The organism is Amycolatopsis deserti (assembly GCF_014653945.1).
GTDB lineage: Bacteria > Actinomycetota > Actinomycetes > Mycobacteriales > Pseudonocardiaceae > Amycolatopsis_E > Amycolatopsis_E deserti.
Window position 1 is genome coordinate 408,524 of the sequence record NZ_BNAU01000007.1, and the last position, 20,955, is coordinate 429,478.

Sequence of the window (20,955 nt, forward strand, 5' to 3'; positions counted from 1 at the left end):
CGCGTCGGGTCAGGACACGGTCGGCTGTGGCAGATCCGCGGCGATTTTCGTGAGCAGGGCATGCAGGGTGGCCCGCTCCGCCTGGTCCAGCGGGGCCAGGATCGTCTCCTCGACGCCGGTCATCGCGGTGTCGAACCCGGCGATGAGTTCGCGTCCCGCCGGTGTCGCGTAGACGCGTTTGCTGCGTTCGTTTCCGGGCTCCGTGCGCCGCTCGACGAGACCGCGCTGCTCGAGCCCCCGCAAGAGGCTGGACACGCTCGCCGCGCTGGTGCGGCTCATCTGGGCGATGTCACGCTGGATCGCGCCGGGATTGCGAACCAGGTAGACGAGCGCGGCGCTCTGCTCATGGCTGAGCCCGCGCTCCCGGATCCAGTCCTCACCCGTTTTCCGCTGCGCCCAGACGATCCAGCGCATCAGATCAAGGCTGCTGGTCGGTGTCGCATCCATACTTCGAACCCTCAACTGGACGAGACGATGTGCACCGGTGTTCGGACGCCCCATTCCTCAGAGCCGTCGGCGACGAGGTCGGCGATCCGTTGGTGCCCTTCATCGAGCCGCCCTTCCTGGAGCGTCGGGCTCGAGTAGTGGCGGTCGAACGACGCGTCGTCGCGGTAGAACTCGAAGGCCCACATGAGGTCGGGGTCTTCATCGGAGCGAGCGAGGACCCAGTCGACCGGGCCGTCCGGGTCACCGTTGAAGTGAAGCTCGTGGCACGCCTTGAACAGTTCGTCCCCCATTCCGGGCTTCGCCTTGACCTTCAGCACCATTCCCGGCTGATTCGCGTGCATCTCGTACTCCTGCGGGTGAGTCGTCTTGCTCTGTCCGAGCACACTTAGAACTCTAAGTGTTAGAACTCTAAGAGTCAAGTACGGCGCGGAGTGGCCATTGACGTCTCACCGGGGCCACCTGGTCCATCGCTCATCGTGCGATCGCCGCCTTGGCGTGAACGCGAGCGGACCCGCAGACCCGTGCTCCGGTGCGGTGAAGGGGAATTACCGCCGACCGGGACGGACAAGCCATCGCAACCCGCAGTGAGGAGCGTCCCGTACGCGAAAGCGCTCATGCCCGCCGCCTGCAGGCCAAGGCGGGACCCGCGCGTGTGTACGTGCCGTACTGCTCAGCACCTAGCGTGGGCCGTTGAACCAGGCGCCGGCCTGTGCGGTGACCATCAACGCCAGGGTGATGCCGCCACAGGCGAGCCCGATGACCGGCCCGCCCGTGAAGATGGGGCCGAAGCCGTCCGCGAGACCCAGGCTGCCCAGGCAGGCCACGATCATCAGCGAGGCGTACACGATCGTGGTGACCCGGACACCTCCGCCGCGGGTGGCGAACTTCGTCCCCAGGACGATCGACAGCGCACCCAGGCCCAGCAGCACACTGACGATGGCGACGGCCTCGGCGATGCTGCCGCCGTCGTTAACGATGATGCCGGCCAAGAGGCCGGCGACGAGCACACCAACGGTGAGCTGCATGCCACCCATGACGAACAGGAGTACCCGCGCCACCCTCATCGGTCCGGGCATGTCCATTGCCATCGGGTGGCCCGGGTTGCCGTAGGAGCTGTCCGGGGCACCGGATGGTGGCGTCTCCTCCGCCGGACATCCGGAACGGCGCAGTGTACGACGGAGGCGGGGGTGGGGGTGGTGGAATCCTCAGCAGCCCGTCCCTCCGGTACACCCTGGTCGCCGAGGCCACCGCAGCCCGACCCGTCCGGCCCCGTCGTGAGCGCGTTCGTGTGCTGGAAGCCCGCGTTCCCCAGGAACGCGCGCAGCGGCGCCTGGGCCATGGAAGTCCTTCCGCGGGCGGGCTGTCCTCGCATGGACGTGCCGACTCCGCGCCTGGTTCCGCCACGCCGGGCGAGTCAGCGCACGGTCACGTTGCTCCGGTTCGGAACAGCGGCTCGTGACCGGCGGGCGCACGCGTCGCAGGTCCGATCAGGTTGCCACGCCTTCGCCGCGGCACGCAGGGCGCGCCGGAGGCTGCGCCGCGAACGGAGGGCGCCGGTCTCGTCCCGCAGGGGCGTGCCGAACACCTGGAGCCTGCGCTGCTTGCGCCCGCACCCGCACACCGTGCGGCGGTAGCGCCGGAGCACAGCGGACCCGTTCGTCACCCGTACCCTGTCGCGCCAGATCATCCGTGCTCCCTCGGTGTTCGTTGCTCCGGTGTGGAGACAGCGCAGCCCTGCCCGGCATGTCGCGGAATGGGCCGACACTTTCGAATGCGATCGGAGTCACAACCGGATGCCGTCAGGTGTTGCGGCGCCGCAGCCGCCGCCACGCCAGCTGGTAGGGGTCGACCTCGAGGACCCGTCCCGATCGCACGTCCGTCCTGGCGCGAGCCAGTGCCCGCCGGGCTTCCTGCACGTCGATGCCGTACTCCCGGCACCTCGCGAAGAAAGCACGCAACGCGTCGTTCCCACCCACCCGATGATGATCGTCCGCAGCGCCGTCCCGAAACCTTGATCAACTGATCGTGTCACCGATGACCGCGGTGTCGGCGTGCAGCCACTCGTCCACGCGCGGGAAAGCCAAGTACCACAAGGTGATGCCCACCGCCGCCGCGACCAGCACGAAGATCAGCAGCTTCACCACCCGGTTCCCGGGCAGCCACCGCCACACCAGGTCGAGCACTGCTCATCCCTCCAGCTCCGGCGGCGCGCCGCCCGGTTTATCCAGTGCGCTCACCAGTTCGGCCTGCACGATCAGCCGTTCCCAGTTGCCCCACTTGGGATTGCACGTCGTCAACGTCAGCAGGCTCGTCACCGGCGGGGCACCCGGTTCGTCTGGATTGGCCGCGATGACAGCGCTGTCCGCAGGTGACACCACGCTCGTGTTCGTCACCCTGTACACGAACCACCGGTCGGCCGTCTCCACCACGATCGCGTCGCCGCGCCCCAGCTTGTCCAGGTCCCAGAAGGTGCCGCGCACACGGTGACCGGCCACCGCGAAGTTCCCGGTCTCGCCGGGCCGCTGGCTGTCCGGATAATGGCCGGGCCCCTTGCGCAGATCCGCCGCGGACACGCCTTCCACCACCGTCCAGTGCAATCCGAGCCGGGGCAGGTAGAGCCGCGCCATCGGCATCGCTTCCACCGGCGCCGTGCGGTCCTGCCACAGCTGGTCGAGCTGCCGGTCGAGCGTCTGCTGCTGCTCAGCGACCCGCGCCTGCACGCCGAACTCCTCGTAGACCACGAACAACAGCACCACCAGGCCGAACGCGACGAACAGCTCACCGGCGACGTGAACCAGCCTGCGCACCGTTCGCACGGCCACGTCAGGCATTCCGGCGCCGCCACCACAGGAGCGCGGCCGCCACGAGCGGAATCCCGGCCAGCCACGGCCAAATGCCCGGTCCGCCCGGCTCCGGCGCGGTGCCGGGAACTGTGTCCGCGTCCGCGGTGCGCACCAGCAACGGCGCGCCCGCCCCGGCCTGGTACACCGCGGCGAGCGCGATGACGCGGTCGTCGGACAGCGCGATGGTCCCGATGCCCGCCTGCGCGGACTCGGTCACCGACTCCCCGGGAGCCAGGGTCGTGGTCCACCGTGCCTCCGCGCCGGACACGACCGCCCGATCCGCGCGGGTGATGGTGGCGTAGCGCGGCAGGGTCAGCACGATCGTCACCGGCGCGGGCGTGCTCCCGCCGTTGCGGACGGTCGTGACATAGGTGGCCGCCGCGCCCGACCGGAGTTCGGTCACCCCGTTGAAAAGGCCGACCGACAGCCCGCTGGGGCGGGCCTGTTCCGCGGCGGCGACCGGGCCGACGACGACGACCAGGACGGCGGCGGCGAGTACTGCACGGATCATCGAAGTGCTCCTCCTGAGCGGAACGGGCTCTGCCCGCCCCGGCCACGCGACCGGGACGAGCAGAGCGTCGACCGGGTCAGCCGTGGCGGCGGCGGACCCTGATCACCGTGAGCAGCGCACCGCCGGCGACGAGGAAGATCCCCGCCAGGAGGAGCTGCACCCACGTGTTGTCACCCGTGGTGGCGAGCTTGCCGCCACTCGAACCGCCCGGCGCGGGCGCCTTGCCGGGGCCGCCCGGGGCAGGCGCCTCGCCGGGACCGCCCGGCGTGGCGACGGCCGTGTCGGTCCGGCAGTCCGGGTTGTCCGCACCGGCGGCGCAGTTGCCACCCGGGTTGAACCCGCCCGAGCCCGGCGGGGTGACCACCACGTTGTGGAGGTTCCCGTCGCCACCGGCCGGATCGTTCACGGTGACCGAGTAGGTGATCGTCGTCGTGCCGCCCACCGCGAGCGGACCCGACCAGGACAACGTGGCGCCCTCGACCGTGGCGCCGTTCGTGGCGTCACCGTTGTAGGTCGCGTCGTCCAGCACACCGGACAGGTCGTCGGTGAACGATGCCGGTTCGTCCGCCGTGTAGGCGACCTGGCCGGTGTTCGTCACCGTCACCGTGTAGGTGACCTTGCCGCCCGGCCCGACGTGCCCGGTGGAGGCGTGCTTGACCACCTCGAACGACCGCACGCTCGTGCGCGTGCCGCAGTCCGGGTCGGTCGAACCGGTGGTGCAGTTGCCGTTCAGCTCCGGCGGGGTGACCACCTTGTTGTCCAGCAACCGGTCCCCGGTGTCCGGGCTGTTCACCGTCACCGAGTAGGTCACCGTGACCGACTGGCCCGCGGGCAGCGGACCGGACCAGGACAGCGTGGTGCCCTCGACCGTGGCGCCGTTCGTGGCGTCACCGTTGTAGGTGGCGTCGTCGAGCACCTCGGAGAGGTCGTCGGTGAACGAGGCCGGGGCCTCCGCGGTGAAGTCGGCCTGACCGGTGTTGGCCACCGTCACCGTGTAGGTCACCTTCTCCCCCGGCGCCGTGGTGGCCGACGAGGTCGTCTTGGTGACCGTCAGCTGGTTGCCCGGCACGTTGGCCGTGCACTGCGGATCGGCGCTCCCCTCGGGGCAGTTGCCGCCGCCGTCCGGCGGGGTCACCACGGTGTTGCCCAGCTTCTGGTCGCCGGTGTCCGGGCTGTTCACGGTCACGGTGTAGGTCACCGTCACCGTCTGGCCGACCGCGAGCGGACCCGACCACGACAGCACCGGTTCGGCGTAGGTGGCCCCGCCGGTGGCGTCGTTGTTGTACGTCGCGTCGTCCAGCACCGCCGACAGGTCGTCGGTGAACGAGGCCGGGGCCTCGGCGGTGTAGCCGACCTTGCCGGTGTTGGTCACCGTCACCGTGTAGGTGAGCTTGTCCCCCGCCGCGGCCTTGGCCCTGTCGACCGTCTTGACCACGTCGTAGGACTGCACCGGGGTTTCCACCGGGGCACACGGTCCGGCCGTGCCGTCGGCGCACCCGGCGCCGGGGACGTCCGGCAGCACCGGCGCGTTGGTGAGCTGGTGGTCACCCTTGTCCGGGCTGTCGACGGTCACCGAGTAGGTCACCGTCACGGTCTGGCCGACCGCGAGCGGACCCGACCACGACAGCACCGGCGCCTCGTACGTGGCGCCACCGGTGGCGTCGTTGTTGTACGTCGCGTCGTCCAGCACCGCGGCCAGGTTGTCGCTGAACCCGGCCGGGTTCTCGGCCGTGTAGTCGGTCTGGCCGGTGTTGGTCACCGTCATCGTGTAGGTGATGGTGTCGCCGGGCACGGCCTTCTCCGCCGACGCCGACTTCGCGACGGTGTAGGACGCGACCGGGGTGTCCGTGCGGCACTCCGGGTCGTCCGCGCCGGGCGGGCAGTTGCCGCCGCCGGTCACCGCGTTGCGCAGGTGGTGGTCACCGGTGCTCGGCGTGTTCACTGTCACCGAGTAGGTCACCGTCACGGACTGGCCGACCACGAGCGGACCGGACCAGGACAGCGTCGTGCCGTGCACAGTCACGCCACCAGTCGCATCGTTGTTGTAGGTGGCGTCGTCGAGGACACCGGACAGGTCGTCGGTGAACGTCGCCGGGTTTTCGGCCGTGTAGTCCGTCTTGCCGGTGTTGGTCACCGTGACGGTGTAGGTGACCGTCTCACCGGTGCCGGCCTGCGCGGCCGACGCCTTCTTGGTGACGGTGTAGTCGGACACCGGCACGTGGGTCGGTTCGCACGGCCCGAGCGAGCCGTCCGGGCAGGTGAACCCGGGCACGCCCGGCGGTGCGCTGACTCCGTTGGCCAGGTCGTGGTCACCGGTGCCGGGGTCGTTCACGGTCACCGAGTAGGTCACCGTGACGGTTTGCCCGACCGCGAGCGGGCCGGACCAGGACAGCACCGGTTCGGCGTAGGTGGCCCCACCGGTGGCGTCGTTGTTGTACGTCGCGTCGTCCAGCACCGCCGACAGGTCGTCGCTGAAGCCGGCCGGGGTCTCCGCCGTGTAGTCGGCCTGACCGGTGTTGGTCACCGTCACCGTGTAGGTCACGGTGTCGCCCAGCCCGGCCTCTGCCGGGTCGGCCGTCTTGGTGACCGAGAACGACCGGACCGGGATCACGTTGCGGCAAGCGGGATCCGTCGACCCCGGCGCGCAGCCGCCGCCGATGCCCGGCGGGTTCGTGACGACGTTTTCCAGCCGCTTGTCGCCGGTGTCCGGGTCGTGCACGGTCACCGTGTAGGTGACGGTGACCGAATCGCCCACGGCGAGCGGGCCCGACCACGACAGCACCGGTTCGGCGTAGGTGGCCCCGCCGGTGGCGTCGTTGTTGTACGTCGCGTCGTCCAGCACCGCGGACAGGTCGTCGGTGAAGGACGCCGGGGCGTCGGACGTGTAGTCAGCCTGGCCGGTGTTCGTCACGACGATCGTGTAGGTGACGGTCTCGCCCGGGTTCGCGTCCTGCTGGGACGCGGACTTGCTGACGCTGAACGACTTCGACGGCGTCGTCGTGGTGCACGCCGGGTCGGTGGAGCCGGCCGGGCAGTTGCCGCCGGTCCCGGGTGGGGTGACCACCGCGTTGGCCAGCTTCTGGTCACCGGTGTCCGGATCGTTGACGGTCACCGAGTAGTGCACCTCGACGGACTGGCCGACGGCCAGCGGACCGGACCACGACAGGGTCGGCGCGGCGTAGGTCGCCCCGTTGTCCGCGTCGTTGTTGTAGGTCGCGTCGTCGAGCACCGCCGACAGGTCATCGCTGAAAGACGCCGGGTTTTCTGCCGTGTAGTCCACGACGCCGGTGTTGGTGAGGGTGATCGTGTAGTCGACGACCGAACCCGGCGTGACCGCGGTGGCGTCGGTGGTCTTCACCGCGCGGAACGACTGCACCGGGATCTCCGGCGGCGCGCAGGCCGCGTCAGTGGAACCCGGCGGGCAGTTCGTCCCGCCCACCACGGCGTTGCGCAGCTTCTGGTCCCCGGTCACCGGGTTGTCGACCGTCACCGAGTAGGTGATGGTGACGGTCGCCCCGACCCCCAGCGGACCGGACCAGGACAGCGTGCTGCCCTGGACCGTGGCGCCGCTGCTGGCGTCGTTGTTGTAGGTCGCGTCGTCCAGCACCGCCGACAGGTCGTCGGTGACCGTGGCCGGGTTCTCGGTGGTGTACGGCACGCCACCGGTGTTGCGGACGGTCACGGTGTAGGTGACCTTGTCGCCGGGGTGGATCGGACCGGCGGTGTCCGCGGTCTTCGCCACCTCGTAGGACGGAGTGCCCGGCGCGTTGGTGACCGTGCACTTGTAGTCGTGCGGGTCCGACACCGAGAGTGTCCAGTCAGGACCGGCACCGCCGGCCGGGACCGGCTCGCCGGTCGTCGAGTCGACACAGACGATGGTCGCGTCGTAGGAAGTGATCGCGTCCGGCGAGCCGGGCGCCATCGCGTCGGTGACCGTGTAGGTGGCGCCCTGCGTCACCGGCCAGTTCGCGGTGCTCGCGGACGTGTTCGCCCCCGTGGTGGTCGCCGAGGTCAGCTGGGTGCCGCGGCTGTCGCGCAGGCCGACGGTGAACTGGTCGGCGGGCTGGACCCGGCCGGCCACCTGCTTCTCCACGGTGATCGTGGGGATCGGCGCGCTGGCGCAGCGGGCGCCGTCGTTGCCGCCGGAAGCCGGACCGTGCGACGCCAGGATCGCCTGGCCGGTCTTCGGGTCGATGCGGTAGATGTCGCCGGTGTTGTTGTCCGAGCTGTACAGGTAGCCCGCCGCGTCGGCGTAGGTGGCGCCGACCAGCGGGTTGTTCGGCATCCCGATGATGGGGCCCGCGTCGGTTTCCGCGCCGGTGGCCGGATCGAACTTCAGCAGGTGCGGCACACCGCCCGCGCCGGAGCCCACCTTGTAGAGCGCGCCGTCGATCCACGACCAGTCGGCGCCGGAGTTGAGCCCGGCCGGGGTCGCGATCGAGCCGGACGCGATGACCTGACCGTAAGTGGCCGAGCCCGGGGCGAGGTCGATCTCGTACCAGTTGGCGGGGTTCACCGACCGGGTCACCCACAGGTGCCCCTCGCTGTCGAAGTCGCCGACGTTGAAGTTCTCGCCCGGAGTGGGGGTGCCGAGGTCGGTGAGGCTGCCGTCGGCGTTGACCCGGACCAGGTGCCCCTGGTTGTCGAAGCCGTAGAAGTAGTCGTCCAGGGTGTTGAACCCGACGGCGTTCACCGGTGTCGGGGTCTCCAGGATCTTCTTCGCCGCGCCGGTGGCCAGGTCGACCTGGAAGATGTCGTTCGGGCTCGTGGCCGACGGCGTCTGGAACAGGTACCCGAACGCGTCACAGGTCCAGGACTCGGTCGCGGTGTTGGTCACCGTGCACTTGAACGCGCCCCCGGCCGGCACCGTGAACTTCCACGACGGCGCCGATCCGGTCACCGCCACGGCCTGCCCGGTCGTGGTGTTGGTGCAGGCGATCGCCGGCCGGTAGTAGCTCAGCCTGCTCGACGCGCCGGAGGCCATCGCGTCCGTGATGGTGTAGGTGGCGCCGGCGCGCACCGCCGTCGGCCCCGTGCTCGCCGACGTGCCGTTGCCCGACGTGGTGGCCGAGTTGATCACCGTGCCGCCGCTGTCGGCCACGCTCACGGTGAACTGGTCGGAAGCCGCCGCGCGCCCGGCGACCGTCTTGGTGACCTCCAGCGTCGGGCAGAGCACGCTCGGGCGCACCTGGGCGAGGAAACCCTCGATCGGGCTCCCGCTCTTCACCTGCACGACGATCGTGTTGAGCCCGGTCCGCCAGTCGTTGCTCAGCGTGGTCTGCGCGGCGGCGGGGGTCTTGAACCCCGCGTAGAGGTACGGGTCCTGACCGGCGGGCGCGCTCGGCAGCCCGGTCGTCTTGCCGCTCTGCGGCACGCCGTTGACGTAGACCTGGGTCACCGAGTTGTCGGCGAGGAAGTTCACGCCCAGGGTGAAGGCGGCCGGGTCGACGGCGGCGTCCAGGCTGAACTGGTAGCGGTAGTACCAGTCGCCGCGGACCACGCCTTGCCCCGGGTTCGCGGTGGTCTGCTGGGAGATCCACTCCGCGTTGCCGTAGGGGCTCGCGTCCCAGGCCGCCGGGGAAACGTTGTTGACGTTGGCTGGGACCCAGGTCGCATTCGCGGGTGGCGGCGCGGCGGCGGTGACCGGGTTCGTCGGCCCGAACGGCCCGGCGACCTCCCAGTTCGGGTCGGTGCCGCCGGACAGCTTGCCGCCTGTCGCCGCGTCGTACCCGGTGTTGAAGATGTTCGGGTCGGTGGTGCAGGTGACGTTGGTGTCGGCGGCCGCGCTGGCGATCGTGCCGGTGCCGGTCACCCCGCCCGTCACCATCAGCGAAGCGAGGACGGCGAACGACGCCCCGGCGGCGAGACCGCGCCGCGGTCCACGCCCCAGGCGGCGCCATCGCCGGCTCAGTGGAACACGTTGCCGGGCATGCCGCCCGCGCCGGCGTGGCGGTCTTTCGGCGGCAGCGTCCGGTTGAGCAGTGTGATCTGCGGACACGGCGAACTCCATGCCTGTCGGTTGAGAAAGGACACGTCAACCCACCCCTCGACCACGCGAACAGCCGCGTGGAAAGATGGGACTGCTCCCAGTCGTAGGCCGCGTGGCGCGGCGGACGCGAGCGGAACCGCCGGTTTCCACCCCGTGATCACCCGGGCCCGGCTGGACGAACCCCGCGGTCCCGGCCCGGCCCGGCGTGATCTCACCCTCACCTCACCCGCGACATGTCCGGCGATCACCACCGGTCTTCTCGGTGGAACAGCACTGGCAGGGGAGTCGAGTGGTGAACGGAGACCGGGTGCGGGTGCCGCGCGAGGCGATCGTGCGGCCGCGGTTGATGCGAGAACTGGACCAGCCGTCGGCGTTGACGGTGCTCCGGGCGCCGCTGGGGTTCGGCAAGACCACCTTGGTGGCGCAGTGGTTGCGTGGCAGGGGAAAGGGGAGGGCCGCACGGGTGCGCGCCACCGCCGACACCGAGGAGTTCTGGCACCGCGTGCGGGACGCGTTGCTGGACTGCGGTGCCGAGTTCGGCGAAACGGCCCGGTCGCGGCTGCACGGCTTGGTCCGCGCCGTGCGCGCGGCGGGCGAACTGGTGCTCGTCATCGACGACTTCGACGAGGTCACCGACGACGGCGTCGAACGCGACCTGCTCTACCTGCTGCGCGAGTGCGACGGTCTGCGCCTGGTGGTGTGCGTGCGCGGCGGGCGCCACTTCCGCAGGCACCACCGCCTCGACGTGGACACGGTCGAGCTGACCGCGCACGACCTCGCGTTCACTGTGGACGAGGCGGAAGCGGTGCTGCAGGCCTGCGGTGTGCGCGGCGCGCCGGCCGGGGTGATCCACCGCGAGTGCGACGGCTGGCCGGAACCGGTGCGCGCCGCGGCGCTGGTGCTGCGCGAGCGGGCCGGCCGCCCCACGCCGACCGCGTCCGCGATCGTCTCCGAGTATCTGCGCGACCGACTGCTGTCCGAACTGGGCGACGGCCCGCTGCGCGATCTCGCGTGGGCCGCCGCGGTGCTCGGCCCGGCACCGGCCGGCCTGCTCGCATCCATGGCGGACGGCGAGGACCTGCTGGAGCGGCTGGGCGCGCTCGGTCTGGTCCGCGAACCCGACCACACCACCCGCTGGCCGGAAGCCGCGCGTGCCGTGCTGTCCGCGGAAATCCGCTCACCGGAGCGGGTCCGGGAACTCCGCGTGCGGGCCGCGCGGTGGTACCGCGATCACCAGCGGCCGGCCGCGGCGCTGTCGGAGGCCGTCCAGGCGCAGGACCGGGAACTGGCCGTGCGGATCATCAGTGAGAACTGGCTCGACCTCCTGGAGAACCACGCCGACGTGCTGGCGTCCGCGTTCGCCGTGCTCCCCCTGGCCGACCTGGCACCGAGCGCGCGCGTCATGGCGGCCCGCGATCTCCTGCTGCGCGCGCCGGACAACCACGTGTTCGCCGCGCTCCCGTCGCTCCCGGCGTCGGCGCCACCGGACCTCGATGAGGTCCTGGACACCGGTCTGGCCACGCTGCTGGTGCTCCGCGGACGCGGCATGCTGACCCGGGCGAAGGCACACGGTGACCGGCTGCTCGCCCTGGCTGGCGCGGGATCGCCCCGGTCGTCGCGGCTCTTCCGGGAGGTGGGGACGACCCGGTTGCTGACCGGGGACCTGCTCGCCGCCCGGTCGGCGCTCTCGGTGGCCGTCGACCTCGCCCCGCCGGGCGGCGCGGCGGAGGCGGCAGACCAGCTCGCCCTCGTCTCGCTGGCCACCGGCGGCGACCTCCCGGACGGCGCGGGCACGACGACGCTGACCCGCGCGATCGTGGCGCTCAACCGCCTCGACCTGACCACCGCGGCGGAGTGCGTCACCCACCTGCACCGGCAGTCGCGATCGGACGTGCTGTGGCCCTTCACCGCGTTCGTCCACTCCGGATACCTCCTGGACGCGGGCGACGCGCTGGGCGGGCTGAAGCACCTGGACCAGGTCCGCGCCGACCACCGCCACGACCACGGACCAGGCACCCTCGCCGGCGCGCTGCTGGCCGCGGCCGAGGCCGGCCTGCTCATCGCGCTCGGACACGGCAACCAGGCCGGGGCTGTGCTCGACGGGTTCGATCCCCGGCACCCGCTGCTGCGGGTGATCCGCGCCCGCCTGCTGCTGCTCGGCGGGAACCCGCGCGAGGCGCTGCACCTAGGCGAGGATCCGGCCTGGTTGCGGACCGCGCCGCGATCGCTCGAGCTGGAGATGCTGCTGATCCGCGCCATCGCCCAGTTCCGGTCGGACGACCGCGCGGGCGCCGCGGAGACGTTGCGCCGCGCCGCCGCCTCGGCCCGGCGGACCGGACTCCTCCGTCCCTTCCGGACCGTGCCGCGCGCGGAGCTCGACGAGCTGGCGGACCAGGCCGGTCCCGAAGCCGTCGCGCTGCTGCGGGAGCCCGCGCTGCGCGCCCTGCCGGACCTGTACCCGGCGCGGCTGGACCTGGTGGTGCTCACCGACCGGGAACGCCTCATCCTGGGCTACCTCGCGGCCGGGCTGCCCAGCCAGCGGATCGCGCACCAGCTCTTCATCTCCTACAACACGGTGAAGACGCACGTCCGCGGCCTGTACCGGAAGCTCCAGGCGGGCAGCCGGGACGAGGCGCTCGCGCGGGCGCACGCGCTCGGCCTGCTCCCTGTGGAACCAGCGTTGACCACGGTCCCGGCCTGACCTCGACAGTCCACGCACACCGTGAGTAGCATCACGGTCGATGCGAGGTGGATCGCGCGAGGGGTGGTTCGGTAGTGGAGAGCCCGCCGGCGCACCGTCACGGCGACGAGGAACGTGAACGAACCACACGATCGGCGGGAGACGCGGTGACCACGGCGGTGACCACCCTGTTGACCCGGTGGCGGGCGCGCTCACGCGAACTCGGGTGGCCCTCGGACCTCGCCTGGGAGACCGACGCGGCGCCCGCGGTCGTCGAGGCCTGCCTGTCCGGCAGCGGCCTGCTCCCCGCGCTGCGCGAACTCGCCGACCAGCGCCTCGGCTCGGCCGCCACGGACGTCGACTTCGCGCGCGACGTCGACGCACTCGCCTCGTGCCTGCCCGGGGCCGCCCTGGGGCCTGCCCCCGCGGACCTGGTGGCGGCCGCCGCCCGCGCGATGCGGGAGATCGTCGCCCGCGACGCCCTCCTCGCGCACGGCACGGATCCCGTGACCGGGCTGCGGACCCGCTCCGCTTTCCTGCACGACCTGACCTCCCCCGGCTACGACGACGTGGACCGGCACGTCCTGGTGGCGCGGTGGGAACCGGCTACGGCGCCCTGGTCCTCGATGTCGGCGCGGACGACGATCGCCGACCACCTCCGGCCACACCTCGGCGCACGCGAATCCGCCGGATCGGTCGGCCCCTGCGACGTCGCGGTGCTGGTGACGAGCCCGGAGCGGGCCGAACGGCTCGGCGAACTCCTCCACGGCCTGCCGGGGGCGCCGGGCCTGACCGTGTCGATCGCCGGGTGGCCCCGGGGCGCCGATCCCGCGCGGCAGGCCGCGTGGCTGCTCGACCTCTTCCCGTCCCTGGTGGACGAACCGCTCATCTGAGCAGCGCACAGCTGGTCCGGGCGCAAAAATGGAGTAGCGTTACCGTTTCGTGATAAGCGCCCGGATCCGGTCGTGCGGTATCGGCCGGTCCAGCGCAGCTGTTATCCGTAAAACCCGTTAATCACCCGTTGAGCGGATCGAACGCGGATTCATCCGCTCTGAGTAGTTCGAGTTCACCCAATCGGTTCGCCAAACCTGTAGTTGCATTCTTCACCTGGAAGTGCATGGAGGAGGGGCTGATGGGTGACACCGCGACGCGGGAACTGGCCGGTATGTCGGACGACGATCTGCTCGGCGAAGCTCGTGGGGGTGATCGCGAGGCGTTCGCGGTCCTGGTCAGCAGACACCAGGCCGCGGTGCTGAGATACGCGTGCTCGGTCGCCCGCTGTCCGGCGGACGCGCAGGACCTGACCGCCGACGCACTGGTGCGGACGATGCTGGCGCTGGAGGGCGGTGGCGGTCCGGCCACCAACTTCCCCGCCTACCTGCGGACCACGGTCCGGCGCCTGGCCATCGACCTCGGCGCGCGGAACGGACGCGCCGTCGCGGCCGGCCTGTCCCCGGTCGTCGTCGAGCCGAGAACGCCGCCCCTGGACGAGCAACTGGGCGGCGACCGGAACCTCGCCGACGCGTTCACGGCCCTGCCCGCCCGCTGGCGCCGGGTCCTCTGGATGGTGGAGGTGCTGGGACATCGCCCTCAGGAGGTGGCCGCCGAGCTCGGCATCGCGCCCGCCGCCGCGTGCTCACTGCTGTGGCGGGCGCGGACGGCGCTGCGGCGGCAATACGATCTGCTCGCCTCCCGCGACTCGTGACCGCCGGATTTCATCACGCGTTTCATCAACGTCCGCATTGTCCGGACTCCCCGGCGCAGGTATACCGGAGGAGAAAGCGCATTCCCCTCGACGGCCACGGAGGACCAACCCGGTGCGGATTTCGGTACTGGGCAGCGGGATCGTCGGTCGTACCCTCGCCGCACGGCTGGTCGAGCTCCGGCACCGCGTCGTGATCGGGAGCCGCGACCCGGGGCAGCCGCACATCACCCGCTGGGTCCGCGCGGCGGGCGAGCTGGCGCGGGCCGGCACGTACGCGGAGGCGGCGCGGTCGGCGTCGATCGTGGTCAACGCCACCGCGGGAACGGCCACCGTGGACGCCCTGCGCACGGCGGGTGAGGACGAACTCGCCGGCAAGGTGCTCGTCGACGTCGCGAACGCGGTCAGCGACCCGGCGGCGGACCCGCCCCTGCTGCGGACCGGCGAGCGCAGCCTCGGCGAGGAGATCCAGGCGTTGTTCCCGCAGACCAGGGTGGTCAAGGCGCTGAACACGGTGAGCCCGTCGGTGATGGTGAACCCGAAGCGCGTGCCCGGCGAGCACGTCGCGTTCCTCGCCGGCGACAGCAGGCAGGCCAAGACGATGGTGACCGGTCTGCTGCGCGAGTTCGGCTGGCCCGTGGACGCGATCGTCGACCTCGGCGACATCACCGGTGCGCGGTCGATGGAGATGCTGTTCCCGCTGCGGCAGCGGCTGAGCAGGTCCCTCGGGCACACCAACTTCAACCTCGGGGTCCTGCACGCCTGACGGCACTAGGACGCCTGTCGCCGCTCGGCGTCGGGCTGCCCGGGCACGACCAGCAACCCAGCCCGGAACGCGAGGGCTACGGCGTGGGTGCGGTCCCGCGCGGCGAGCTTGCGCAGCACCCCCCGTACGTGGGTCCGGATCGTCTCCACCGACAGCAGCAGGCTCGCCGCGATCTGCGTGGTGCTGAGCCCTTCGGCGATGAGCTGCAGCACCTGGTACTCGCGCGCGCTCAGCGCGGGCCGCGTCGGGACCGGGAGGGGCTCCTCGCCCGCGATCTCCCGCGGCAGCAACAGTCCCCGCAGTTGCCCGTCGACGTGGATCTGCCGGGTTGCGGCAGCGATCGCCTCGGTGATGCGGAACGGGTCGGCCGCGCGCGCGACCACGCCGCGGGCCCCGGCACGCAGCAACTCGCCGAGGTGGGCGCGGTTCAGCTGGCCGGGCTCCAGCAGCACCACCACCGCGACCGTGTTCCGGACCCCCGTCAGCAGCGGGATGAGCTGCGGCTGGCGGTTCACGCCCGCGCCGAGCAGGACGACGTCGGGGTGCGCGTGCTCGACCAGTCGGAGCAGGTCCGGCGCGGTGCCCGCGTGACCGGCCCAGCGCATCGTGGCGCTGCGCCGGACCAGAGCGAAGAGCCCCTCTCGGAAGAGCGGGAGCGAGTCGGCCACCGCGACGCGGATGCCGGATCTGCCGTGAACGGCGGAAGTCGTGGACAAGGTTGTTCCTCCTCTGGTTGCGGTTCTCAACGCAGCAGCCGCCGGATCCCGCTGACCGGGCCGATCGCGTCGATGTCCGCGATCCGGACCGGCTCACCTGGACGAGACAGGTGCACCGCACGCGACTCGTCGATCACGACGGCGACGTGGCTGACGGGCTGGTAGTAGAAGACGAGATCGCCGGGGCGGACCTGGTCCCTCGGCACGGGGACACCCACCCCCGCCTGCAGCGCGCTCGTGCGCGGCACGGTCAGGCCGACGGACCGGAACGCGGCCAGCACGAGACCCGAACAGTCGTAGCTGCCCGGTCCCTCGGCGCCCCACACGTAGGGTTTGCCGAGCTGCGCCAACGCGAACCGCACCACGTTCCCGGCATCGCCCTCGCCGACCGGCGACAGCGCGTCCACGCGGCGCTGTGCGTCCTCGACGTCGCGGAGGGCGGCTTCGCGGTGTGCTCCGGCGGCGGCGAGCGCATCGGCCGCCGCGGTGCGGGCCGCCTCAGCGTGTGTCAGGGCATCCGCGGACGCGGTGACCGCGAACTCGGCCTGACGCACGGATTCTTCGGCCGCCCGCACCTCCGCGAACTGGTCGGCGGCGACGAAATCGAGCAGGGGCAGCGCCGCCCGGTAGTCCAGCGGCGCGCTGTTGTCCAGCACCGCGAACTCCCGTCCACGGCGGAACTCCGCGGAAACCCCGGAGTAGAAACCGGCCACGCGTGACCGGGCCGCCACGGCCGCGGACCGCGCCGCGCGCAACGCCTCGCCAGTGGACCCGCTGCCGGCCAGCGCGGCCGACAGGTTCCGCTCAGTCGCCGCGAGTTCGGCTTCCCTGCCGCTCACTTCGATCTGCACGGCGGCGAGTTCGTCCTGGGCGCGCCGGAGTTCCTGGTACGCGTTGTCCGCGTCGCGTTGCGGTGCGGCCAGTGCCGGCGCGGCAGCGAGGACGGCCGTCAACCACACCACGACCAGCAGCGTCATCCTGACCACACCGAAGAGACCGGCCGGCGCGGCGGAACCTGACGCGGACCACTGGATCAGGTCGGGAAGAGACCCGCCCGTATCGCGAGCGCCACCGCGTGCGCCCGCGACGACGCACGCAACTTCGTCTTCACCGCGCGCAGAGCGGAGCGGACGGCGCCCGGGGTGAGATCGAGTTCGGCCGCGGTCTCCTCCGCCGTCATCCCGCGCGCGGCGCGTTCCAGGACCGCGATCTCCTGCGCCGTCAGGCCGGACACCCGGTCGCCGGGCACCCGGGCTACCACGGCGACCTCGGCGAGTGCGCCGAACACGTTGCCCGGCAGGCCGTTGCGGAGCACCGCCCAGCTGATGACGCCGTCCACGCCGGGCGGCGGCGGGGTGTCCTCGGCCAGCAGCAGCACGACCGCGGAGGGCGCCGCCGCGCGGATGTCGCGGCACAGTGCAGGAAGGTCGGCCACGTCGCCGTCGACGATCACGATGTCCGGATCGGACTGCCGCACCGCGCGGAGACCCGCGACGCTCGCGTCCGCGATCTCCCACCGCGGCGCGGGACCCGCCGGCTGTGCCGATCGCAGCGCCTGCGCGCGAGCCGGGTCCTCCCCGACGTACATCGCGACGAGGGCGGCCGCGGGCATCCACCAACTCCTGTGCGTTCTCCGACTGGTGACCCGAGATTAGTTGATCTTGCGCGCACCGGGCGGGTGAACCGCGAGGACACTGTCAGTAGCAGTAAGCGCTTCCAGCAATGCGGTTTTCCGCGGTGATTACTATCCGAGAAGTGCACGAACGCAGCTCGCTCGACGAGTTTTCCGCAGAACTGCGCCGGATCGTCGGCGCGCAGGACTGGGACGAGCTGGAGGACCTTTGTGACCGGCACTGGCTGGCGTTGCCCGCGGACCTGGCCGGGATGCTCGTCGCCGCGCTCGGGGCGATCCCGCCCGAGGTCCTGCACGGCAGGCCGCGACTGGTCATCGCGTGGCTCACCAACGCCCACGCGCTGGCCGCTCCCGCGGATGCGGAACTGCGCGCGTTCCTCCGGCGCTACATGGAAGTGGGTGCGCGGATGGCCGCCGAGTTCGACCTGACCGCGGACGCCCCGCCGGCCACGCTGATCGCGCTGGGCACCGCGAAGCTCATCCAGTTGCGGGCACAGGGCAGCCTGGACGAGGCGGACGAGCTCGGCGAGGAGCTCGCACGGCGGGTGGACGAACTCCGCCCGCTGCCGCGGGAACGATCGACGCTGCGGCCCGGATGGCTTGCGCTGCAACGGGGTCTGACCCGATCGCTGGCCGGGGACCTCGACGGCGCCACCGCCCTCTACCAGCTGGCGCACGAGCAGGCGCGGGCCGAACCGCTCACGCACTTCGCCGGGATCAACGCCGCGGCGAACCTCGCGATGGTCTTCGCGCACCAGGGCCAGACAGGGGCGGCCGAGCGGTGGATCAGGACGATGCGGTCGTACCCGCCGCCGATGGCGTCGGTCGCCTTCCTCGGCACCGTCGGAGCGACGATCGCCGAGGGCTGGCTCGCGCTCGACCGGCACGACCGGGACGGCGTGGCGGCCGCTCTCGCGGTGACCGGCGACGGCACCAAGCCGATCGAGGTGTGGCCGTTCGTCGCGGCCCTGGTCGGCGCCGCCGCGCTGCACTTCGGTGACCCCGCGGACGGGCTCGACCAGCTCGAACGGATCCGGATCAGCAGGCAGGCCAGCGCCGGGCCGGGCATCGCGCAGCAGGTGCTGGACCGCGCCAGGGCCGACCTGCTGATCGCCGCCGGGCAGGGGAACCGTGCGCTGCGGATGCTCCGGCACGAAACGGCCGCGGTGCCGGTCTGGCTGGCGGTTCCGTCGGCCCGGCTGCACCTGCTGGCGGGCGACCACCGGCAGGCCAGGGCGATCGCCGCGCGCAGCGTGTGGCACGCGGGCACGCCGCGCCGCGACCGGGCCCAGCTGCTGCTCGTGCACGCCGTGGCCGCGCTCCGGATGGGTGACCGGGAAGCCGCCCGCGGCGCCGTCCGGATGCTGTCCTCGGTCCGCGAGCCGGACGAGGTGGCGTCCCTCGCGACGCTGCCCGCGGCGGAACGCGCGGAACTCCTCGGCGAGGTCGAGCTGACGGAGTCCGCGGCCGCGCGCCTGGCCCCTGCGCGCCCCGTCTTCCCGGAGCGGATCGACCTGGTGGCGCTGACCAACCGCGAGCAACGGGTCCTGACCGAGCTGACGCAGGGCCACTCGCCGCAGGAGATCGCGCGCAGCCTGGTCGTCTCCGTGGCGACGGTCCGCTCCCAGTTGCAGAGCGTGTACCGGAAGCTGGGTGCCTCCAACCGGGACGAGGCGATCATGCGCACCTACGAGTTGGGCCTGCTCTGAGCCGGGGTAGCGTACGCTCGCCGGGAACACCGTCCGTCCCACCCCCTTCGACCCCAGAACCGGACGGCGCCCGCCGGCGAGCTTCGCGCCCCCGCACCCCTCAGACTGGGTGGGGGCCGCGGACATGACGCGGGCGTGTCAGGAAGTTCGGCCGTCGCGGGTGAGGAACGCGGTGAGTTGCCGCGCCTACTCGTCGACGGCGGTCCGCTCAGCGCGGGTGACGCGGCGCAGCGGGGCGACGGTACCGGTGTCCGCTTTGACGGTCCAGGTCGCGGCGACCCGGCCGCCGACCAGCGCGACGCGCTCGCCGGCCACCGAGGGTTGCGGTGGACGTCGTCGATGATCCGGCTGCGGCCCTGGTAGCGGGGGATCGCGTTGTCGAACGCGGGCAGGAACCGGACCGGACCGGGTGTGCCGGGGTCGAGGCGTGGCGCGCCGGGCAGGTCAAGGAGGTCGCGGCCGTGTTCGTCGCGGAAGGCGACCAGTTCGTCGCGGATAGCGGCGGCCGCGACGGGCAGCCCGGCGAGGCCGCTCCAGACCCGCAGGTCGGCCACGGTGTCCGGTCTACCGCCTGGTGCGGACCGGGCGAACATCGTGCACACCAGCCTCGAAGAGATTGGGCGATTCTCCGACGAGAGGCGTGGGCGGAAGCCCTGCTGTGGACGACCGGGCTGGAGCCCGCCGTTGCGGACCGAGGTTCGCCGCCGAGGCCTGGTTCCACCACCAGCTCCCGGTCACTTCCTCGCCCGCGCCGGCACCGGGGTGGCCGATCCCGAGGCGACCTACGTGGTCACCTACCGCGCTGCGCTTCATCTGGCCGTACGACGAGCACGGCAGACTCGAAGGCGAACACGCCTACGAGGACCAGGACGGCGTCACGACGCGCAAGCTGACCCCGCTGAGGTGATCTCCCGGCCTGGGCGGGCGAGCTGCTCGCCCCGCGATCCCCACCCACCCCGAGATTCAGCGGAGTCCCGCCGCGACACCATGACACCAGGAGGCCCCGGCACGCCGGACCGGTTCCGGTGTGCCGTGACAGCCCGGTCCGGTGCGCGTGGGCATCTGTCTCGATGGTCGGATCGCCCTCCGGACCACGAACAGATCAACGGCAGGAGAATTCCCTCCGTCCCATGGCCCCACCTTCGCCGCGACGCTTCCTCGCTCGTGGGCTAGCAGCCTCGTGCCAGAACCTCGCCGGGCGGCCCTGGGCGCGCACCGGCTGGTCGACGTCACGGACCACACGCACCGCGTCGACGCCTCGGTTCTCCAGCCATCGAGCGACCGCGACCTCCTTGGCCGCCGCGGCGTCCTTCCCGGCGCGGGCGATGCGGGCGACCACGCCGCGCGGAAGCCCGCCACAGGTCGTTCTCCCCGATCCGGATCGGCGTGGCACCGGATGGGTCAAGCTCGGCCAGGCGGGCCCCTGGCCGAACACGGCACGGTTGGTGTCCTCGCGGCTCACCGCGCCACCGCTCCACTCATTCGGTACACCGGTTCTGTTCTCCCGGTCATGGTCGCGTGCGAGCCTGCGCAGGTCCCGCAGGTCGTCGAAGGCTCGGCGAGATCTGATCGGGCCGGACCAGTCCAGCGCCTCTGTCCCGAGCGCCGCCACTGGAAGCAAATCGGGAAGATCACCCGTACGGAGGAACCACCTAAGGCAGGTTAGCTTGACCCCATTTGCCCACCATGAGCCACTGCCCCAGTTGCTCAACTGGTAACTGAAGCGCAATCCACCATGTACGAACTCTCGGTAAGACAAAAAACGCCCGACCTGCGGCAATACACAGGTCAGGCGATCTTGACTACTGTGGAGCTAAGGGGACTCGAACCCCTGACCCCCACACTGCCAGTGTGGTGCGCTACCAGCTGCGCCATAGCCCCGGAGCGAAGTTGAACTCCGCATCTCGTCTGCGACTACTTTACATGACACCGGAATGGCCGTTGCACGGGGGGTCGGTC

17 protein-coding genes, 1 tRNA gene and 1 pseudogene are annotated in these 20,955 nt (G+C 71.5%); 5 read left to right on the plus strand and 14 right to left on the minus strand.

The features are described from left to right. Positions 1-9: 9 nt before the first annotated feature. The 9 genes from IE290_RS28685 to IE290_RS38325 form a co-directional block, all read right to left on the minus strand. Positions 10-447, minus strand: coding sequence for a MarR family winged helix-turn-helix transcriptional regulator (locus IE290_RS28685; RefSeq protein WP_229874759.1), 438 nt, complete (start codon positions 445-447; stop codon positions 10-12). 11 nt (positions 448-458) lie between these two features. Beyond that, on the minus strand, positions 459-830 hold the full coding sequence (locus IE290_RS28690) for a putative quinol monooxygenase (RefSeq protein ID WP_229874760.1): 372 nt from the start codon (positions 828-830) through the stop codon (positions 459-461). 294 nt (positions 831-1,124) lie between these two features. Beyond that, entirely contained in the window at positions 1,125-1,472 is a 348-nt protein-coding gene (locus tag IE290_RS28695; protein WP_229874761.1) for a hypothetical protein, read from the minus strand. A 774-nt stretch (positions 1,473-2,246) separates the two neighbouring features. Further along, the gene (locus IE290_RS28700; protein ID WP_191247796.1) at positions 2,247-2,423 is read right to left on the minus strand and encodes a hypothetical protein; all 177 of its coding nucleotides are present in this window, start codon (positions 2,421-2,423) and stop codon (positions 2,247-2,249) included. A gap of 39 nt (positions 2,424-2,462) precedes the next feature. Further along, complete coding sequence (locus IE290_RS28705) at positions 2,463-2,630, minus strand: hypothetical protein (RefSeq protein WP_191247797.1); 168 nt, start codon at positions 2,628-2,630, stop codon at positions 2,463-2,465. Positions 2,631-2,633: 3 nt separating this feature from the next. Further along, positions 2,634-3,269 (minus strand): class E sortase, encoded by a 636-nt coding sequence (locus IE290_RS28710; RefSeq protein WP_191247798.1) that lies wholly within the window; start codon positions 3,267-3,269, stop codon positions 2,634-2,636. A gap of 1 nt (position 3,270) precedes the next feature. Beyond that, positions 3,271-3,801 (minus strand): hypothetical protein, encoded by a 531-nt coding sequence (locus IE290_RS28715; protein WP_191247799.1) that lies wholly within the window; start codon positions 3,799-3,801, stop codon positions 3,271-3,273. A 76-nt stretch (positions 3,802-3,877) separates the two neighbouring features. Beyond that, a complete protein-coding gene (locus tag IE290_RS28720) occupies positions 3,878-9,628 on the minus strand; it encodes a DUF7927 domain-containing protein (protein ID WP_191247800.1) in 5,751 nt (1,916 codons plus the stop codon). Positions 9,629-9,708: 80 nt separating this feature from the next. Further along, on the minus strand, positions 9,709-9,834 hold the full coding sequence (locus IE290_RS38325; RefSeq protein WP_268246410.1) for a hypothetical protein: 126 nt from the start codon (positions 9,832-9,834) through the stop codon (positions 9,709-9,711). Between the two features lie 248 nt (positions 9,835-10,082). Here IE290_RS38325 and IE290_RS28725 point away from each other — a divergent pair, with 248 nt between their 5' ends. The 4 genes from IE290_RS28725 to IE290_RS28740 all read left to right on the plus strand — a co-directional run bounded on the left by IE290_RS28725 (position 10,083) and on the right by IE290_RS28740 (position 14,938). Beyond that, positions 10,083-12,491, plus strand: a complete 2,409-nt coding sequence (locus tag IE290_RS28725) for a LuxR C-terminal-related transcriptional regulator (protein WP_191247801.1) — start codon at positions 10,083-10,085, stop codon at positions 12,489-12,491. Between the two features lie 146 nt (positions 12,492-12,637). Further along, a complete protein-coding gene (locus IE290_RS28730; protein ID WP_191247802.1) occupies positions 12,638-13,363 on the plus strand; it encodes a hypothetical protein in 726 nt (241 codons plus the stop codon). Between the two features lie 239 nt (positions 13,364-13,602). Further along, positions 13,603-14,175, plus strand: a complete 573-nt coding sequence (locus tag IE290_RS28735; protein WP_191247803.1) for an RNA polymerase sigma factor — start codon at positions 13,603-13,605, stop codon at positions 14,173-14,175. Positions 14,176-14,287: 112 nt separating this feature from the next. Then, a complete protein-coding gene (locus IE290_RS28740) occupies positions 14,288-14,938 on the plus strand; it encodes an NADPH-dependent F420 reductase (RefSeq protein ID WP_191247804.1) in 651 nt (216 codons plus the stop codon). Positions 14,939-14,943: 5 nt separating this feature from the next. Here the strand turns inward: IE290_RS28740 and IE290_RS28745 are convergent, their stop codons facing one another. From IE290_RS28745 to IE290_RS28755, 3 genes are read right to left on the minus strand one after another with little or no spacing between them, the layout of a single operon-like run. Beyond that, a complete protein-coding gene (locus tag IE290_RS28745) occupies positions 14,944-15,654 on the minus strand; it encodes a response regulator transcription factor (protein ID WP_191247805.1) in 711 nt (236 codons plus the stop codon). A 26-nt stretch (positions 15,655-15,680) separates the two neighbouring features. Continuing rightward, positions 15,681-16,631, minus strand: coding sequence for a C40 family peptidase (locus tag IE290_RS28750; protein ID WP_191247806.1), 951 nt, complete (start codon positions 16,629-16,631; stop codon positions 15,681-15,683). A 56-nt stretch (positions 16,632-16,687) separates the two neighbouring features. Further along, positions 16,688-17,266, minus strand: a complete 579-nt coding sequence (locus IE290_RS28755) for a response regulator transcription factor (protein WP_191247807.1) — start codon at positions 17,264-17,266, stop codon at positions 16,688-16,690. Positions 17,267-17,409: 143 nt separating this feature from the next. Here IE290_RS28755 and IE290_RS28760 point away from each other — a divergent pair, with 143 nt between their 5' ends. Next, positions 17,410-18,996 carry a LuxR C-terminal-related transcriptional regulator gene (locus tag IE290_RS28760; protein WP_229874762.1) on the plus strand — a complete coding sequence of 529 codons (1,587 nt, stop codon included), beginning with the start codon at positions 17,410-17,412 and terminating at the stop codon, positions 18,994-18,996. A gap of 186 nt (positions 18,997-19,182) precedes the next feature. Here the strand turns inward: IE290_RS28760 and IE290_RS28765 are convergent. Together IE290_RS28765 and IE290_RS28770 are read right to left on the minus strand one after the other, a co-directional pair. Then, positions 19,183-19,553, minus strand: a pseudogene (locus IE290_RS28765) (DNA glycosylase AlkZ-like family protein); the annotation flags it as partial. Between the two features lie 1,251 nt (positions 19,554-20,804). Then, a tRNA-Ala gene (locus tag IE290_RS28770) sits at positions 20,805-20,877 on the minus strand. Between the last annotated feature and the right edge of the window lie 78 nt (positions 20,878-20,955).

Coding starts and splice junctions, on each gene's coding strand:
- IE290_RS28685 (WP_229874759.1), bottom strand. CDS start 447: ATGGATGCGACACCGACCAGCAGCCTTGATCTGATGCGCTGGATCGTC.
- IE290_RS28695 (WP_229874761.1), bottom strand. CDS start 1,472: ATGCAGCTCACCGTTGGTGTGCTCGTCGCCGGCCTCTTGGCCGGCATC.
- IE290_RS28715 (WP_191247799.1), bottom strand. CDS start 3,801: ATGATCCGTGCAGTACTCGCCGCCGCCGTCCTGGTCGTCGTCGTCGGC.
- IE290_RS28720 (WP_191247800.1), bottom strand. CDS start 9,628: ATGGTGACGGGCGGGGTGACCGGCACCGGCACGATCGCCAGCGCGGCC.
- IE290_RS28735 (WP_191247803.1), top strand. CDS start 13,603: ATGGGTGACACCGCGACGCGGGAACTGGCCGGTATGTCGGACGACGAT.
- IE290_RS28750 (WP_191247806.1), bottom strand. CDS start 16,631: ATGACGCTGCTGGTCGTGGTGTGGTTGACGGCCGTCCTCGCTGCCGCG.
- IE290_RS28755 (WP_191247807.1), bottom strand. CDS start 17,266: ATGCCCGCGGCCGCCCTCGTCGCGATGTACGTCGGGGAGGACCCGGCT.